This is a genomic window from Corynebacterium tuberculostearicum (genome assembly GCF_016894265.1).
GTDB lineage: Bacteria > Actinomycetota > Actinomycetes > Mycobacteriales > Mycobacteriaceae > Corynebacterium > Corynebacterium tuberculostearicum_D.
On the sequence record NZ_CP069791.1, the window covers coordinates 1,908,396 to 1,923,630 of the forward strand.

Genomic DNA, 15,235 nt, shown 5'->3' on the forward strand with positions numbered 1-15,235 from the left:
TCGTGTCGGGGCTAGCTACTAAGGTATGGATCATGAATTTCGACGCCTCCCGCATGCTCGCCTTCGACCTTGAGACCACCTCGGCTAACCCTAAAGAAGCCCGCATTGTTACCTCCGCCCTAGTCCGCATTGACGGCCGCGATGTGCAAAAAATTGAGCACCTAGCCGATCCCGGAATCGAAATTCCGCAGGAAGCAACCAATGTCCATGGAATTACTACGGAAAAGGCCCGCGCCGAGGGCCGCCCGCACGAGGAGGTGCTAAAAGACACGGTCGAAGCCATCAAGGCCGCATGGGAGGATGGCCTGACGCTGATCGTCTACAACGCAGCATTTGATCTCACCGTATTGCGCAGCCTCACCGGTGATTTTACGGTGACCGGCCCAGTCTACGACCCCTACGTGATTGACCGCGTCAGCGATAAGTGGCGCAAGGGAAAGCGCACCCTTGGCGCCGTGTGCGAGCACTACGGCGTCGAGTTGGGTAATGCCCACGAAGCTACTGCCGACGCCCTCGCGGCCGCCCGCGTGGCCTGGAAGCAGGTTCGCCAGCACTACCCCAACCTGGCACAGATGGAGGAAAACGAACTCATGGAGTTCCAGGCCGTCAAGTGGTACGAGGACCGCGTCGCCTTCAAGAAGTACCTAGAAGGCAAGGGCCGCGATGCCTCGGATGTCTCGACGGCGTGGCCGCTGATTTCTTAAACCCATTGCCATAGTTCTAGAGTTTTGGAATTCTAGAACTATGGAATCTTTAGAATCCCGAGTTTCAGCTCTCGAGGAGCGCGTCGCCAAGCTCGAAAACCCCACACCAACTCAGGCGGAAGCTCCCACAGGCGAGTCCACCATGTGGCTTGCGGACACCCTCGAGCCTTCTGAAGAGCTTCCCGAGGGGTCCGTAATCTTTGGCGGCAACCTCACTATCGGCGAGGGCTCTTATACCTACCAATGGCAGCGACCAACAAGGGCAGTAACCAATGGAGACTGGTCCGAAAACCTCGACCGCCTTGCTGCTCTGGCCCACCCCATTCGTGGCGAGATCCTGCGCCGACTCCTTACCGCACCGGCCAGCGCCACAGAACTTGCCGAAGAAGAAATCGTCACGTCTACCGGCACGGCCTATCACCACCTCAGCGCCCTCACTAGCGCGGGCTGGACCACCAAAACAGGCGGAAAATACGCACTTCGCCCCGCCCGAGTGGTGCCCCTCCTGACCATCATTACCGCAAGCGAGGCCCACTAATGCGCAAATTAGCCCTCGCCGCCGTCGTAACCGTGGTATCGGCCACCTTCTTACTCATTGTTGGACCCCAGCGAATCTCGATGGCCGATACCGCAACCGGAGATCCAGGACTCTCCACGCACCTACGGGAACACTCAGAAGCTGGTTTCAACAACCTCACCGCCTTCACACTTGATCAGGGAAAGGCCACCTTCGCCGGACTCGGCGCCAATGAACACACCGAGGTAGAGATCGGTTCTGTCACCAAGATGTTCACCGGAGAAATTGCCCACCAACTGGTAGAAGAGGGAAAAATTCGCCTCGACACCACGATGGGTGAAGTCCTCGAGGTTGGTGACTCACCAGTCTCCGACGTAACAGTTCGGGAGCTACTCGATCACACCTCGGGCTTACCCAGACAGGCAAAAGCCATGACTTTCTCATCTGCTGTCTCTAGCATCACCGGTTCAAACCCGTACGCAGGTGTATCCACACAAGATATCGTCGATTCAGCAACCGAATCGGAGCTTGCAGATCGTGGCACAGAATCCTATTCCAACTTGGGCTACGCGCTGCTCGGCCACGCCTTAGAAACGGCTGCCGATACGCCATACGAACAATTACTCCACGAGAGAATCCTAAAGCCCGCCGGAATGAAGGAAACCTACCTCATGACACCAGGTTCCGTCCCCGACGAAGCCCCTCGCGGACTCACAGCCGCAGGCCGAACTGCTGAGCCTTGGGAAATTGAAGGCTGTTCCGCCGCAGCTGGAGCCATTCGGTCCACCGCTCATGACATGGCAGCTTTCGCTACATGGTTTATGGAACATGGCGACACTAGCTATGGATGGCAGGAGAATGATGACGGCAAGAGCTTTTGGCACAACGGCGGCACCTACGGCTACTCCACAATGCTCATCATTGATCCGAAGGAAAATCGCGCAGCCTTCGCAAATAATGACTCGCCGGCGGGAACTGAAGACCTCGCAGAAGCACTTTTCGAGAGGATTTAGGAAACCACAATGCTCCTCACATTAATCCCTGCCGCTATCACTGCGTTCGAGCTCTGGTCTGCATGGAAGACCCTAAAGAAGCCAGTTTCTTCCCCTATGCTGGTTATAGACGCAATCTTCACGGTCGCCATCATTGCTCTTGTCGGCATCGCAATGCCGTGGTACCGAGCAGTAGATTTTGGATGGTGGTACGCGATTGTTACCGCTGGCTTCCTGCACATCGGTGCCATCGCTTGGCGCCTAGACTCTCTCCACAGTAAGAAATCTACAAAGTCTCCCAAATCTCCACATTGAGCCGAAAGTCTCCCAAATCTCCGGCAAACGGGTTACACTAGCCGCATGGACAACCCATTCCGCCCGACATTCGGCGCCCCTCCCCTGTTCTGGGTCGGCCGCGGCGTCGTGCTCGATAGTTTCCGCACCGCCCTCGATGGTTCGGCAGGCAATGCCTCCCGTTCCATGGTGCTAAGCGGCGCTAGGGGCATCGGCAAAACGGTCCTCATCAACGAGTTGGAAGACATTGCTGAAGCGCGCGGTTGGGTAACGCTGCGTGCCTCCGGGCGCTCCACCATGGTGGAGGAACTGGTCAACACCACGATTCCGAGGCTTCTCGAGCGGCTCTCGCCCAGCGATAAGAAGAAGGTCAGCCGCATCGGCATCGGCGGCGTAGGATCGATTGGCTTCGACCACCAGAAGGAAGACCGCTTCACCCCCACGTTGAATACCCGCCTACGCGAGCTATCCGCCGAGCTAAACGGCACCGGCATCCTCCTTACCATCGATGAGGTCCAAGACGCCGACGTCGAAGAGCTCACCACCATCGCCGTGGCCTACCAAGACTTGGTGCGCGATGAAATCGACATCGCCTTGGTGGCCGCTGGCCTGCCGCAGGGGGTCAACCACTTGCTGGACCTGCCCGGGGTCACCTTCCTGCGCCGGGCCCAGAAATTCGTGCTCGGTCCCTTATCGCCGGCCAATGCGGAGCAGGCGCTCGAACATACAGCCTCGGGGTCGGGACTGGAGTTTAGCCAGGACGCGATTACGAACGCCGCCGCGCTCACCCGCGGCTACCCCTACCTCGTGCAATTGGTGGGCTCGCTGGCTTGGGAGCGCAGTCGCCGGAATCAAGAAAGCGGCATTTCCCAGCAGACAATTGCCTCCATCGCCCCGGACGCAATATCAATCATGGGCGCGCAGGTGCACCAGCCTGCGACGCTGGCCCTGCCGCCGGCGCAGCGGGAGTTCCTGGAGGCGATGGCCGCAGTCGAAGTCGATGGCATCGCCACCATCGCAGACATCGCGGGCCACATGGACCGCACGGTGCGCTCCTTGTCGGCCACCCGCCAGCGGCTTATCGACGCCGACCTCATCGAACCCACCGCCCATGGCAAGCTACGCTACGTCATTCCCTATATGGGCGAATACTTCACCACCACGGATAGCCGCGGGCGCGTCGATTAAAGATCGCCGGCGTCGCGGACGAGGATGCCCGCCACCTCAGCGGCAAAAGAGTAGCTGTGCGCTGCCTTGTCCACCGGCCACGGGAAGATATCAACCTGCCCTGGAATTCGCTCCCGTGATAGCCCCATGCGGTCGAAGTGCTGAGCAATAGAAATAGCTTCCGTGCGAGCATCGTGCCCTGCCACGCCGAGACCAACGCGAGCGCCACCATCAATCCACTGCCCCAAGCCATCGAGATGCTCGGGCGAGGCTAGACCAGCGAAATCGAGCAGTACCGTCTTCGCTCCCACTTCCCATAGTGGCTCGCGAAGCCGGAGGTAGTCCGCGCAAAACTCCGCCAGTGTCGCGTTGACTTGGTCCGCGGGAACAGCCCTAATCGTATCGAAGTCGGTGGTGCCTGGAAGGGTGCCCGACAGGACGTGGGCAAGCAGGGGCTCGTCCAGCTGGACCCGCACTTCTGCCCCAAAGCGCTGTGCTACCTGTGCCTTGTGTTCCTGAATTCCGGCCAATAGAGCACCACACAAGTCCCGGAACGCACCCGAATCAGTAATCGCGCGGTGCCCGTTTCCTAGCTCCACAGCGGCCGCCAAACTCCACGGGCCTACCGCTTGGACCTTGATGCGCGGAACTGACTCGCCCCACACCTCCTGAATCTCGTCCAGATCCCGGCTCATCTGGTCGCCTATCCGATGCGAGATGAGCTGCGGCCGATCGCTGAGCACCCATGAGCGCGGTCCGCGGTCAATGGAGACTGCTTCCAACAAGCCCGCTGTTCGCCCAATTGCCCCAGCGTGAATCCCGCGGTCCGGCAATTGCGGAAGGTGCGGGAGACCACCCGTCTCGCCCATCACGATGTCTGCCGCCTCACTCATGGAGTATCCCGGCATAGGGCCTAAGCCAAAAGCGTCCATATTCACCTCGGCGCTAGTATTATTTTTCAGAATTATCTACCCGATACGCGACGTATCACTTGGAAAGGAACCTTACTATGGGCGTGGAAAAATACTCCGGCTGGACCTTCTACAACGAGTGCGAAATTCCCCAGGACATTTCCACTGTTTTGGCCGAACAGGAATATCCCGTCTGCGCTTTCAAGACAGTCCGCGACGCCGCCGTATTTACCAATAGGCGCCTCATCATCCGCGACGCTCAAGGCCTTACAGGCAAAAGGTAGAGATGTACTCCCTGCCCTATTCCTCCATTAACATGTGGTCCACGGAAAACGCGGGAAAGCTCCTTGACTTCAATGCTGAGCTGCAGCTGTGGACGAGGGCTGGCGAATTCAAAATCAACATTGGCCCCGATATCGATGTCCGAGCGCTAGATCGGCTCATTGCCAACTGCGTGCTTAATTAGTTCCACAGATGGTGCCGGAGCCGATAACGATGTCTCCCAGCTTATCCGGCGAAGGCAAGTACAGCACCGCCGCTTGGCCGCGGGCGACACCAGATAGCGGCTCCTTGAGTTCGAGGTGCATTTCGTCCGCCTCGCGGTCAACGTGGGCGGTACATGGCACCACGGAGCCGTGTGCGCGCACCTGAACCTCGCACTCGAAATCCCCATCCATGCCTGGGTGGAGGTACTTCAGGCGATCGGCCTGAATCGAGGTTACGGCCAAGTCCTCGCGGGCGCCGACGGTAACCGTGCCGGTAGCAGCATCAATATCGGTGACGTAGCGGGGGCGGCCGTCGGCAGCCGGCGCCTTGATGTCTAGGCCCTTGCGCTGGCCGATGGTGTAGTTCCACGCACCATCGTGCTCCTTGAGCTCCGTGCCCTGTTGATCCACGATCATGCCGGGGCGAAGCCCAATGCGTGCACCCAGAAACGCCTGCGTATTACCGTCGGGAATGAAGCAAATGTCATAGGAATCCGGCTTCTTCGCGGTGGAAAATCCGTGTGCTGCGGCTTCCTCGCGGATCTGTGGTTTGGGGGTGTCGCCGATGGGGAAAAAGCAGTGCTCCAACTCCTCAGCCGAAATCACGCCGAGCACATAAGATTGATCCTTATTTTCGTCCAAAGACCGGCGCATGTAGCCGTCTTCATCGATGGTTGCATAGTGGCCCGTCGCAACCGCATCGAAGCCAAGCGCCATGCCCTTTTGCAGCAGCGCTCGGAACTTAATCTTCTCGTTGCAGCGCAGGCAGGGATTGGGTGTCTCACCGCGGGCGTAGGAATCCACGAAGTCCGTAATGACCTCTTCTTTGAATTCTTCTGAAAAGTCCCACACATAAAAGGGAATGCCCAGCTTATCGCAGATACGACGGGCGTCGGCCGAATCCTCCAACGAACAGCAACCGCGGGCCTTTTCCCTGGTCTGCTGCGCGTCTTTGTGCAGCGCGAGGTGAACGCCAATCACCTCGTGGCCGGCTTCTACTGCACGGGCGGCGGCAACCGATGAGTCCACGCCGCCGGACATGGCAACCAATACTCGCATTGTGCTCCCCATTTCACCTTGACTACAGGCCCGAAAGTCTACTCCCTAGCCCCAACGCGGTTTAAATCGAATCCATTCCCTAAGCTTGTGTGACATGGGCAGAAAGCGAGCTTCCACCGATCCGGGAATCACCGGCACCTACGACATTTCTACCGGCACGGCCGAGGTAGTGCCGGATGAGTTTCGCGACGGTGCCTATATTCTCAACGTTAATGGCGTGCCAAGCAGCCACATTGTGCTCGGTGAACCGGAGGAACTGGAGTTTGAGTACATGCGCTGGATTGCGGCGGCGGTTGAGCACCTCAATACTCGGCCCGCGAATAAGCTCCGCGTCACCCACCTAGGCGGCGCGGGTTGTTCCCTTCCGCGCTACTTCGCTAGCAGACTCCCGGGCAGCCGCCACACAGTGGTGGAGCTGGATGCCAAGCTGGGCGAATTGGTGCGTACGCTTTTCGACGTCCCCCGTTCCCCCACCGTCAAAATCCGCGCCGGCGAAGCACGCAAAGAAACCGAGGGGTTCCTTCCGTCCAGCCGCGACATCATCATCCGCGATGTCTTCGCAGGCGATAAGACACCCGCCAACCTCACCACCGTGGAATTCTTTCAGGCTGCAAAGCAGTCGCTGGCGGCGGGCGGCCTCTACGTAGCCAACTGCGGAGACCATTCCGATCTCCAGCTGGCAAAGAGCGAGCTCGCGGGCCTGGATAAGGTATTTGACCACCTCGCCGTCATCGCGGACCCACCGATGCTCAAAGGCCGGCGCTACGGGAACATCATCCTGGTGGCCTCAGATACAGAAATGCCAGCCGAGGGCTCCGTCGAAGCCGCCCAGCTGGCAAAGGCACTCCTTGGCGGGGCAGTGCCCGCCCATTACAAAGACGAGGCCTGGACCCGCGCGTTTTTCACCGGCGCTACTGCAGCACGCGATTAAGCAGCGTAGCTACCTGCGCCGCGTCGAAATCAGGCACGTCAGCGCCGGCGTTCTTGGCGGCATTCTTAGCTTCCGATACCTCCGACTCGGAGACGTTGCCAGATTTCACGTTGTTTACGTGACCAGCATTGTCCAGCAGGATAGCTAGGTCGCTGACGGAGAAGTTGCCCTTGGCCATATCGCCTAGGTCCTCCACCGGAAGAGCATCCTTGTCCTTAAGGGTCTTTACGAAGCCAGCCAGGCCCTCCGCCGCTTGGGGATCGAGGCCGGACTTTTCGGCGGCGTCGGCAAGCTGCGGAATCGCAATCAGCCCCGCCGCCAGGGCCAAAATAGCACCGATGAGCGGCGTACTATCCGAGCTCAAGTCAAGCCCATCGCTGACAACCAGCTGCTCTAGCGCGCCGCCGACGTCGACGTAATTGCCGTCACTGAAAGACTGCAGCTGCTGCTTGGAACCATTAAACAGGTTCATATCGACGTCGGTAGAAATGCCTGCTACCTTGCCAGAACCAGAACGCTGCCAGAAGGAAAGTTCCTTCCATCCGCCCACCGCTTCAGGCGCCTGGTCCTGATAGGCTGCAAGCCACAGTGGCATATCCGAGAACTTCTGGGAGTTATTCATCTGCCCCATCCAGAAGTACTTGTAGGTGTAAATCATGGGCGTGCGGCCGGTAAGACGCTTGAGCTCGCTAGTAAATTCTTCAATCCACTGCTCCAGCTGTGCCGCAGACTTTCCTTCCGCCACCTCGATATCAAGTGCAGGAGGCAATGTCTGATCTGGGGCAAGGGCGATCTGCGCGGCAAAGTTGGCCGCCTGAGTCTTGGCGTCGCCAGCCGGACGTGCGTAGTGGTATGCACCGGTCTTGAGTCCAGCAGCATTAGCCGCCTGAATATCCTGTACGTAGTGGGGGTTTACCCAATCCCCGCCTTCGGTAGCCTTCACGAACGCAAAGGACTGTCCGTCGGACCGCACTTTAGACCAATCGATGGGCGTACCGCCCGGATGCTGGTGCGCCGCCACGTCAACGCCCTTTGGCGCACCAAAGTTCACCGCCTGGGCAACAGCGGTACCACTTACAGCTAGTGCAGCCACGGTGACTACCGCAGTAATGCTCTTTCGGAGTGCCTTCTTTGAAGTCATGCGCGTGAGTCTAGCAACGCCTTCACTCCTGTCACATCTTTAACACGCACCACTGGAGATAATTTTCTTTACTTCCGTTTCTTCCTCCTGGGAATACAACCTTTTAGAACACATATTTGCCCATAACCCTTGAAAAGCGGCAGGACACGGCTTAAAATGAACACCATGAAGCTACGCACACTAGTTCTACTAATCGGGGGATTTAATCTTGGACGCCTACTACATAGTCAATGACCCCAACGATCCGCTAGCAGTTAAAGCCACAGAAATCCGGAAGCAAGAATACCTATTCTGGAATGAGGTGAAGCCAGACCTAGAAGAAGATTTCGATATATCTTGCCACACACTTTCCACCCGCACGGGCTTAAGTGAGCGGCGCACGCGGGACATAACCATGGCCCTTTATCGACTCACAGAGCTACCACTCACGAAGGCGCTCCAAGAAACCTATTACTTCCTGGATTTCTCTCGTCTTATTACTATCGACGCCGTGCTGAGCAAGCTTGGCGACATCCTGGCCGAAGTTCTCGAGCGGATAGACCAAGAGCTTGCGCGTTACCTGACTCCCACAAAGCCCGGCCAGGTACTGCCTTCGAATACGAATTTGCGGAGAAAACTTAATGGCCTCATCGCTGTAGAGGACCCAAACCCCAAAGAGGATACGGGGTCTGACACAGGGAACGACTCCTATTACACCTACCCCAGCTTCGGCGGAAAGGCCGGACTAGCAGTCGAATTCGATGAAGCAACCATGATAGCTATCGATGAACACGTCAGTAAGGCTGCCGAAGAGCATAATCTCACCAAAGCTGAAGCGCTAGCCAAGTTGATTCTGGGCGAAATAGAGTCGCGGACGAAAGTGGTTGTTCACATGTACCGAGCCCACGACCAGGAGGCGGCTCCCGCATTTATCCGGGGATTCGGGTGGGTAAGCCCAGAGACCGCTGACAGTCTGTGCCCCACCCAGACGCGAGACATGGATCGTGCCAAAGGAATGGAGAGCGAAAGCTACGTCACTCCCCCGCTCATTGGCGCCTACGTAGAAGGCCGCGATGGCGTGTGCCGATTCCCGGGCTGCAATCGCCCCGCAGAAAACTGTCAAAAGGACCACCGAATTGACCATGCAAAGGGAGGGAAAACTTCGGGAAGCAACTTGGCCTCACTGTGCCAGCACCATCACAACATCAAAACTGATGGTGGCGCCTTCTACATCATGGATCCACATACTGGGGACATAGTATGGCTCTTTGATGACGGTCGCTGGGAATACGATGAGCCCCAAGGACCGCTAGCGCCCAAGAACAAGAACTGGGCACTAACGGTGGGCCAAGCTATCGCCGCCCGGCGGGCGGCGGCAAAGGAAAGGAATGATAGCTAGACGGAGCGGGCTCGGGAAATGACCTCCGGCAGATGAGCCAAGACGTAGTCAACGTCCTCGTCCGAAGTGAGTCGGCCAAGAGTAAAGCGAAGAGAACCAATACCTTCCGCCTCACTTACGCCCATTGCTTCGAGGACATGAGACATGCGGTTTACGCCTGCGCTGCAAGCGCTGCCGGTAGAGGCCTCGATCTGCAAGGAATCCAGCAGCATGATGAGGCTATCGCCGTCAGCACCGGGGAAAGAGACGTGCAGGTGGGAAGGCAAGCACGGCTCAGCGGAATTGACCACCGCGTCATCAATGGTGGCGAGAATTCCGTCGCGCAGCTTATTGCGGAGAGCCGCAATTCGCTCGCCTTGGATGGTGATTTCGGAGACTGATTCCTCCAGCGCTGCAGCCAGACCGGAAGCGCTCGCGACGTCTACGGTGCCTGGGCGAATACCTCGCTCTTGGCCGCCACCGTAGGCGATCGGCTGTGGCGCAGGGCTGCGCTTGGCCAAAAGCAGGCCGATGCCGCGGGGACCGCCGAACTTGTGGGCACTGGCGGCGAGGCTGGTGACCCCTAGCGAGGAAAAGTTGATGGGGACTTTGCCCACGGCTTGGACCGCGTCGACGTGCACGGGCGTGCCTGTCGCATTCGCTCGGGCTGCGATCTCTTCGATTGGCTGAATGGCGCCGGTTTCGTTGTTGGCCCACATGCAGGTAGCGACGTCGGCAAGCGTGTCTAGGACCGACAGATCTGCGATGTGCCCAGAACGGTCGACGGGAAGGATATCGACGGCCGCTCCGGTTTTCTCCAGCTTAGAGACAGTATCGCGCACGGCGGGGTGCTCGATATCGGTAGAAATAATGCGGTTTGTTTGCCCAGCCGCGTAGAGCCCCTGAATGGCGATATTGTCCGCCTCGGTGCCTGAAGAGGTGAAGATGACTTCGATGGGCTCGCAGCCGAGGAGGGAAGCCACCTTTTCGCGGGCATCATCCAGCACGGACCGAGCCTTGCGGCCGGAACCATACTGCGCGCCGGAGTTGAGGGAGCCGGCCGCCGCCACCCACGCGTCAATCGCGCTCTGGCGCATCGGCTGGGTAGCGGCATAGTCGAAGTAGTGCGGCATTACTGGCGCGCCTTCAGTTCCTCGGTCAGGGCCGGTGCGATTTCATGCAGGTCACCCACGACGCCGAGATCAGCGATCTGGAAGAACGGCTCATCCTGGTCTTGGTTGACCACCACAATGGTGCCGGAAGTCTGCATGCCAGAGGTGTGCTGGATAGCGCCAGAGATGCCCAAGCCGATGTAGAGGTCGGGCGAGACGGTAACACCGGTCTGGCCGATCTGATAGGCGGCGTCATAAAAGCCTTCATCGACGGCGTCGCGGGTGGCGCCGACTGCGGCTCCGAGGGCGTCGGCAAGCGGCTCGACGACGGCGCCGAACTCGTTGCCCACGCCACGGCCGCCGGCGACGACTGCCTTGGCCTCGGTAATTTCCGGTCGTGCGGACTTCTGTGCCGGAGTAAAGGAAGTTACCTTGACGTCTTTGCCCGTGGCGGCCGGCAACGGCATCGGCGCCGGCTGCGCCTCCACTTGCTGTGGCGCAGCCTCAACCGCGCCTGGGCGGAGGGTGTAGATCGGGCACTGGCCAGCGGCGGTGGAGGTGGTCTCATAAGAACCACCGAAAATACTCATCTTGGCGGAGCCATCAGCGGCGATGCCATTGACATTGACCAGCGCGCCAGAGGCGAGGCGAGCCGCGAGGCGGCCGGCAATCTCATTATTGGCCGGAGTTGCGGCCAGCACGATGGGCGCTGGGTTTGCAGCGCCAAGCGCATGCAGGGCATCGACCTCCGGGGTAAGGAACCGCTGGTCATAATCCTCGGCCGTTGCCTGAACTACCTGTGCGGCGCCGAGGGCGGCAAGGTCGGCATCGAACTTATCGGCCTGCTTGCCGACGACCACTGCGGACACCGTACCCAATTCCCGCGCGGCCGTAATCAGCTCGCCGGTAACGGGAAGGAGGTTGTCCGCGTCGTGCTCAACTAGTACGTAAACGTGCGACATATCTACTCCTAAATCAAGTTCTTTGCGGACAGGAAGTCAACGATCTTCTTCGCTGCGTCCTGCGGGTTGGGCTCCGAAATAACTTCGCCGGCGGTGCGCGGTGGGCGCTTCTCAGCGGCCGACACAGAGGTCGTCGGCGCAATAGCCTCGATGCCCAAATCAGCCAGGGTGAAGGTGGTGATTTCCGCCTTCTTAGCTGCCATAAGGCCCTTGAAGTTGGGGAATCGCGGCTTGTCGCTCTTATCGTTCACCGTAACGATCGCCGGCAGTGGCGCCTCGAGTTCCCAGGTACCGCGCGCATCATCGCGGGTGCCCTGCAGGGTGCCGTCAGCTAGCTCTACCTTGTGCAGGCCGGTAAGGGCCGGCAGCTGGCGGTATTCGGCGAGCAGGCCGGCAAGCAGGCCGGTGGAGGCGTCGGAAGCCTCGGCACCGGCGGTGATCAGCTGGACGTCGTCAAGCTTATTGAGCGCGGCATTGAGGGTCCACGCGGTCGATAGCGCGTCCGCTCCAGCCAGGGAGTCGTCAGAGACGAGCACGGCATCGTCGGCGCCCATGGCCAAAGCCTTACGCAGTGCCTCGTCGGCTTGGGCCGGCCCCATCGTCAGCGCTACGACCTTGTAGCCAGCATCGGGGTTATTGTCGCGCAGTCGCAGGGCTTGTTCCACGGAGTACTCATTAACCTCATCAATGACGTTATCCACGGAGGTGCGATCCAGGGTGTGGTCATCGTTCAAAGACTTGGTAGACCACGTATCCGGCACGTGTTTGACCAGAGCCACGATAGTTGGCATTGGGCACTCACCTTTCCGATATATTTATGTTGCGTAATTATCCTCGGACGATAATACTCGGGGTTGACACAGCAAGGCGATTCCCTGTGAGCCAATTCGCGTAATGATGACCGCAAAAGGTTTCTTTCCCTTCAGCTTCATCTTCTTCCGCAGCTGGTCAGGGTCCACTTCTACCCCGCGTACAAGGATTTCTAGGCTTCCCGCATCATAGGATTTAAGTACGGATTTTAATCTCTTTAGGGGTACTTTTTCTATGAATGGAAATCCCGAAGTCCCCTCCGGAATCCTCTCTCCTGTCAGGTATGCGATGCGCGGATCGATTTGATGCAGCCCTTCCCTGGCCGCGTAGTGCTGAACCAATCCCGCTCGCACGATGGCCCCATCCGGATCGATGAGGTAACTGCCAATGTCTCCGGCATCGGGTAGGTTGTCTGCGTGGTCATCGAGGACATCTAGCTTGCCTCCGCGAATCATTACCGCTCTTCGGCCGCTGCCAAGGCCTGGGGTATAAAGGCAGGCTTCTTTTACCCCGCCATCGACGCTCGCGACAGTAACGAGGCCGTCCCACTCGCTAAAATCAAGGCCAGGCGCGCACTTGATGGCCAGTTCCTTGTCGCGGTGCTTATCGACGACCTCCGGGAGCGGTGGCACCAAATCCTCCGGCCGCGTGATCCGCCTGCCGCCGGCGCGGCGGGCCGGGTCTGCAAGGAGAACATCGGCCGTGGTAGTAGTCGTCAGCGCATCCGCGCGGAAAATCTTGGCGGAAGAGAGGTTGTGCCTCGCCATTCTTACCCGTGATTCATCCAGGTCTGAGCCAAAATAGTCGAGCGGAGAATTATAGCCTTCGGTGCCGATGGAACAGGTGACGTCGTGGACGCTGCGCACGCCCTGCTCGGCGAGGAATTTCGTCCGATACGCCGCCACTTCGAGGGGGGTTGCTTGCTGGGCGGAGTCTGCATCCATCAGCCAATCGTGCGGGAGCTTGCCGGAACTGCGGGCGGTTACCAGCTCCATGACCGCGCGGCCATACTCACCGAACTTAGCTTTGAGGATTTCGGTGTCTTTGAGCCGAGAAGCCTTGGTTAAGGTGAGGTCGAGGTGTGCTATTTCCTCTTGATGCTCGGCAAGGAAGTCAACTTCTGCGGGGGTATAACTCATATTCGGTCTAAAGGGGTGGTGGAGAAGAATTCGCGGTAACGGGGATCTTCGCGGGGATCCCCAATGACGGGGCGCAGGTCCGAAAAGGACGCATCCTCTAGGACCTCTTGTACGGAGGAATACTTGCTCAGCCTCTGCATCTGTGCCCACGTGGGGATGGCAAGGCGCACCAGCCCGGCGCGCCAGCCGTCCAGGATGAGCTGCGGGGAGAACCATCCGGCATCGTCTGCTTCATCGGTATCCCCATCGGGTTCTTGGCCGGAGGGCAACACCCCAACGAAGAAGAAGGTGTCGAACCACTGGCTCTTTCCCTTTCCTACCCAGCGCGCCCAGGGAAGGAGCATATCGGCGTCGACACGCATGCCGTTATTGCTGAGGAATTCGGTAAAGGAAATGGTGTGGTTTTCTAGTAGTTTTCGCTCTTTGTGATAGCGCCGCGCATTGGAGACAATGCCGTCCTCGCGGATGGCGAAAAGGGTGCCGGCCTCTTCGAAGAGCTCGCGGGCAGCGGCGAACACTAGGGCGTGGGCTTTGTACTTGGTCACGCCCATCCGGCGGGCCATGGAGATGACAGACTTTCCGGCCCACAGCTCGCCCGAGTCCCAGGAACGTGGTGGAAAGTCGCGCGGATCTACGCCGCCGCCGGGAAAGACTGAATGCCCCGGGTAGTTGTGCATGGTGTGGACGCGCTCTTGTACCCACACTTCAAGACCGTCAGCGCCATCCCGCAGGAGCAGGACGGTTGCCGCCAGGCGCCCACCGTGGAAGCCGGTGGTATCGCTGACGTCAATGGCATCGAGACGGTCATGAAAAGGATTGGTCATAGAGAAGCTCGGCGGGCGAAGTATCGCTGTCCAATGCGGTCCACCTGAATAGGCTGGTGGAAAGCGCGAGTCAGATTTTCGGAGGTGAGGACGGAATTAATCAGTCCTTTTGCCACAACTTTACCCTCATCCAACAGCATGGCGTGGGTGAAGCCATAGGGAATCTCCTCCACGTGGTGGGTGATCATGACAATCGCTGGGGCATCGGGGTCCATGGCTAGATTGCCAAGATATCCCACGAGGTCTTCGCGGCCTCCCAGGTCCATTCCGGCGGACGGCTCATCGAGGATGAGCAACTCCGGGTTAGACATGAGTGCGCGAGCGAGGACGACGCGCTTCTTTTCTCCCTCAGACAGGGTTCCCCAGGTGCGCTCTTTGAGGTGGGTGGCGCCAACTTGGGCCAAGATGTCATCCGCGCGGGAGAAATCCATGTCCTGGTATTCTTCCCGCCAGCGGCCTAGCACTGCGTAACCTGCGGAGACAACTAGATCGTCCACTCGCTCAGTGTCCGGGATACGCGATTGCACCGCCGCGGAGGAGATGCCGATAAGCGCGCGCAGATCGCGCATGTCGGTTTTGCCGATTTGCTCCCCCATCAAAAAGGCGGTGCCTTTCGAGGGGAACTCTTCGGCCGCGGCCATGCGCACCAGCGAGGTCTTGCCCGCGCCATTGGGGCCGATAATGACCCAGCGCTCATCGAGCTCTACTTGCCAGTCCACGGGTCCGACGAGGGTCTTGCCCCCGCGGCGCAGCTCGACGCCGCGAAAATCTACGAGCCAATCTTGATCAGTGGGAGTTACGTCGTTCACGCCTTCCATTGTGACTGATTT

15 protein-coding genes and 1 pseudogene are annotated in these 15,235 nt (G+C 59.0%); 7 read left to right on the plus strand and 9 right to left on the minus strand.

The window, feature by feature from the left end:
- Positions 1 to 32: 32 nt before the first annotated feature.
- The 4 genes from I6J28_RS09105 to I6J28_RS09120 all read left to right on the plus strand — a co-directional run bounded on the left by I6J28_RS09105 (position 33) and on the right by I6J28_RS09120 (position 3,695).
- Complete coding sequence (locus tag I6J28_RS09105) at positions 33 to 704, plus strand: 3'-5' exonuclease (RefSeq protein ID WP_204609362.1); 672 nt, start codon at positions 33 to 35, stop codon at positions 702 to 704.
- A gap of 40 nt (positions 705 to 744) precedes the next feature.
- Complete coding sequence (locus tag I6J28_RS09110; RefSeq protein ID WP_204609364.1) at positions 745 to 1,242, plus strand: ArsR/SmtB family transcription factor; 498 nt, start codon at positions 745 to 747, stop codon at positions 1,240 to 1,242.
- Entirely contained in the window at positions 1,242 to 2,234 is a 993-nt protein-coding gene (locus I6J28_RS09115; RefSeq protein ID WP_204609366.1) for a serine hydrolase domain-containing protein, read from the plus strand. The genes I6J28_RS09110 and I6J28_RS09115 overlap by 1 nt, the downstream gene beginning before the upstream one ends.
- 339 nt (positions 2,235 to 2,573) lie before the next feature.
- A complete protein-coding gene (locus I6J28_RS09120) occupies positions 2,574 to 3,695 on the plus strand; it encodes an ATP-binding protein (protein WP_204609368.1) in 1,122 nt (373 codons plus the stop codon).
- On the opposite strand, the gene I6J28_RS09125 is transcribed toward I6J28_RS09120, so the two are convergent.
- Positions 3,692 to 4,606: a methionine synthase gene (locus I6J28_RS09125; protein WP_204609371.1), complete on the minus strand. Its 915-nt coding sequence runs from the start codon at positions 4,604 to 4,606 to the stop codon at positions 3,692 to 3,694. The two genes, I6J28_RS09120 and I6J28_RS09125, sit on opposite strands and share 4 nt — an antisense overlap.
- 77 nt (positions 4,607 to 4,683) lie before the next feature.
- On the opposite strand from I6J28_RS09125, the pseudogene I6J28_RS09130 reads away from it, so the two are divergent.
- A pseudogene (locus tag I6J28_RS09130) lies at positions 4,684 to 5,051 on the plus strand (PH domain-containing protein).
- Here I6J28_RS09130 and mnmA read toward each other — a convergent pair.
- Complete coding sequence (mnmA, locus tag I6J28_RS09135; RefSeq protein ID WP_204609373.1) at positions 5,044 to 6,129, minus strand: tRNA 2-thiouridine(34) synthase MnmA; 1,086 nt, start codon at positions 6,127 to 6,129, stop codon at positions 5,044 to 5,046. The pseudogene I6J28_RS09130 and the gene mnmA overlap by 8 nt on opposite strands.
- Before the next feature lie 94 nt (positions 6,130 to 6,223).
- Between mnmA and I6J28_RS09140 the strand changes: the two genes are divergently transcribed.
- A complete protein-coding gene (locus I6J28_RS09140; RefSeq protein WP_204609375.1) occupies positions 6,224 to 7,060 on the plus strand; it encodes a spermidine synthase in 837 nt (278 codons plus the stop codon).
- Here I6J28_RS09140 and I6J28_RS09145 read toward each other — a convergent pair.
- Positions 7,041 to 8,201 carry a glycoside hydrolase family 25 protein gene (locus I6J28_RS09145; protein WP_204609377.1) on the minus strand — a complete coding sequence of 387 codons (1,161 nt, stop codon included), beginning with the start codon at positions 8,199 to 8,201 and terminating at the stop codon, positions 7,041 to 7,043. The genes I6J28_RS09140 and I6J28_RS09145 overlap by 20 nt on opposite strands.
- 208 nt (positions 8,202 to 8,409) lie before the next feature.
- Between I6J28_RS09145 and I6J28_RS09150 the strand changes: the two genes are divergently transcribed.
- On the plus strand, positions 8,410 to 9,579 hold the full coding sequence (locus I6J28_RS09150; protein ID WP_204609379.1) for an HNH endonuclease signature motif containing protein: 1,170 nt from the start codon (positions 8,410 to 8,412) through the stop codon (positions 9,577 to 9,579).
- On the opposite strand, the gene I6J28_RS09155 is transcribed toward I6J28_RS09150, so the two are convergent.
- The 6 genes from I6J28_RS09155 to I6J28_RS09180 are packed head-to-tail and all read right to left on the minus strand — an operon-like array spanning position 9,576 to position 15,223.
- Complete coding sequence (locus I6J28_RS09155) at positions 9,576 to 10,691, minus strand: cysteine desulfurase family protein (protein WP_204609381.1); 1,116 nt, start codon at positions 10,689 to 10,691, stop codon at positions 9,576 to 9,578. The two genes, I6J28_RS09150 and I6J28_RS09155, sit on opposite strands and share 4 nt — an antisense overlap.
- On the minus strand, positions 10,691 to 11,632 hold the full coding sequence (locus tag I6J28_RS09160) for an electron transfer flavoprotein subunit alpha/FixB family protein (protein WP_204609383.1): 942 nt from the start codon (positions 11,630 to 11,632) through the stop codon (positions 10,691 to 10,693). Before I6J28_RS09160 ends, I6J28_RS09155 begins: the two co-directional genes overlap by 1 nt.
- 8 nt (positions 11,633 to 11,640) lie before the next feature.
- Positions 11,641 to 12,423: an electron transfer flavoprotein subunit beta/FixA family protein gene (locus I6J28_RS09165; protein ID WP_204609385.1), complete on the minus strand. Its 783-nt coding sequence runs from the start codon at positions 12,421 to 12,423 to the stop codon at positions 11,641 to 11,643.
- Between the two features lie 24 nt (positions 12,424 to 12,447).
- A complete protein-coding gene (locus tag I6J28_RS09170) occupies positions 12,448 to 13,581 on the minus strand; it encodes a THUMP-like domain-containing protein (protein WP_204609387.1) in 1,134 nt (377 codons plus the stop codon).
- Positions 13,578 to 14,405 carry an NUDIX hydrolase gene (locus I6J28_RS09175; RefSeq protein ID WP_204609389.1) on the minus strand — a complete coding sequence of 276 codons (828 nt, stop codon included), beginning with the start codon at positions 14,403 to 14,405 and terminating at the stop codon, positions 13,578 to 13,580. The genes I6J28_RS09170 and I6J28_RS09175 overlap by 4 nt, the downstream gene beginning before the upstream one ends.
- The gene (locus I6J28_RS09180) at positions 14,402 to 15,223 is read right to left on the minus strand and encodes an ABC transporter ATP-binding protein (protein WP_005327654.1); all 822 of its coding nucleotides are present in this window, start codon (positions 15,221 to 15,223) and stop codon (positions 14,402 to 14,404) included. The genes I6J28_RS09175 and I6J28_RS09180 overlap by 4 nt, the downstream gene beginning before the upstream one ends.
- Positions 15,224 to 15,235 lie beyond the last annotated feature (12 nt).